Genomic DNA, 1,079 nt, shown 5'->3' with positions numbered 1-1,079 from the left:
ATAAAGAACTTCACCGGCAGCAAGGAACAGGAAAAGGCGAAGGTAGAGGAACTGAACCGCAAGTACGGGGAATCTTTCGGGTATTATAAAACACTTTCCGAATGGTATGATACCCTTATCCAAAAGAGCGAGGACTATGTACAGGTCCTGCTGCACCAGGCCAATGTCCAGAACCTTGTAAAAAAAGCTGCAGAAGCCGATGAAGAGGTGAATAAAATCAAGGCGCAGAAACCGGAAGAGGCGGAAAGCGCCATGGGTTTTTTCGGGAAATGGGGACAATATATCATGCAGTCAAGCATGGCAGAATCCGGGCAGTTCTATGACGCACAGGCTGCCATCAAGAAACATGATCAGGAAGCTTATGACATACTGTTGAAAAATGCCGAAAATAAACGCGACGGTTATCTGAAAAAAGCGGAGGAAGAGGTAAAGAAAGCGGCAGAAGCAGCCAAAAAAGGAAATATCGGCGGACACATTGACCCCAAACAGCCCGGGAAGAATCCGGAAGCGGAAGCCAGGCAACGGCTTGCCACAGAGCGCAGGCTGGCGCAGGATCTTGCCGCCCTGCAGGCCGAGAACCGGAAGGAAGAGATAGACCGTATGCAAGCCGGTACCGAAAAGAAACTGGCACAAATCGAATATGACTATAACGCCCGGAAAGAAGAAATAAACCGGCAGGAAGCCGACTGGAAGCGTGAGAACAAGGAAGCCGGCCTTTCCACCGGAGATAACGGACTTACCCGGGAGCAACAGGATGAACTTGAAAAAGCCCGTGCCTCAAACACCGCGTCCCGGAAAAAAGCGGAGACGGACGTGTACAGGGAAGAGGCGGAAGCCATGCGTGACTATCTGAAGGAATACGGGACCTTCCAGCAGCAGAAACTGGCCATCGCTGAAGAATATGCCGAGAAAATCCGCAAGGCACAGTCCCAGGGCGAAAGGCTGACTTTGGAGAAGCAGCGTGATGCGGCTGTGCACAAAGTGGACATGGAAGCCCTTACCCAGAAGATAGACTGGGGAGCAGCGTTCGGGGATTTGACCGGTCTGCTTGCAGACCAGATGAAGAACCTGCTTGGCGA

At 51.7% G+C, this 1,079-nt stretch carries 1 pseudogene; it reads left to right on the top strand.

The window, feature by feature from the left end:
* Nucleotides 1-1,079, top strand: a pseudogene (locus tag WKT20_RS18050) (viral A-type inclusion protein); the annotation flags it as partial.

Origin of the sequence: Phocaeicola sp. ICN-14070 (assembly GCF_037892625.1) — a bacterium.
Lineage (GTDB): Bacteria > Bacteroidota > Bacteroidia > Bacteroidales > Bacteroidaceae > Phocaeicola > Phocaeicola plebeius.
Note: the sequence above shows the minus strand (reverse complement) of the source record. Positions and strands in the feature narration are given on the sequence as shown.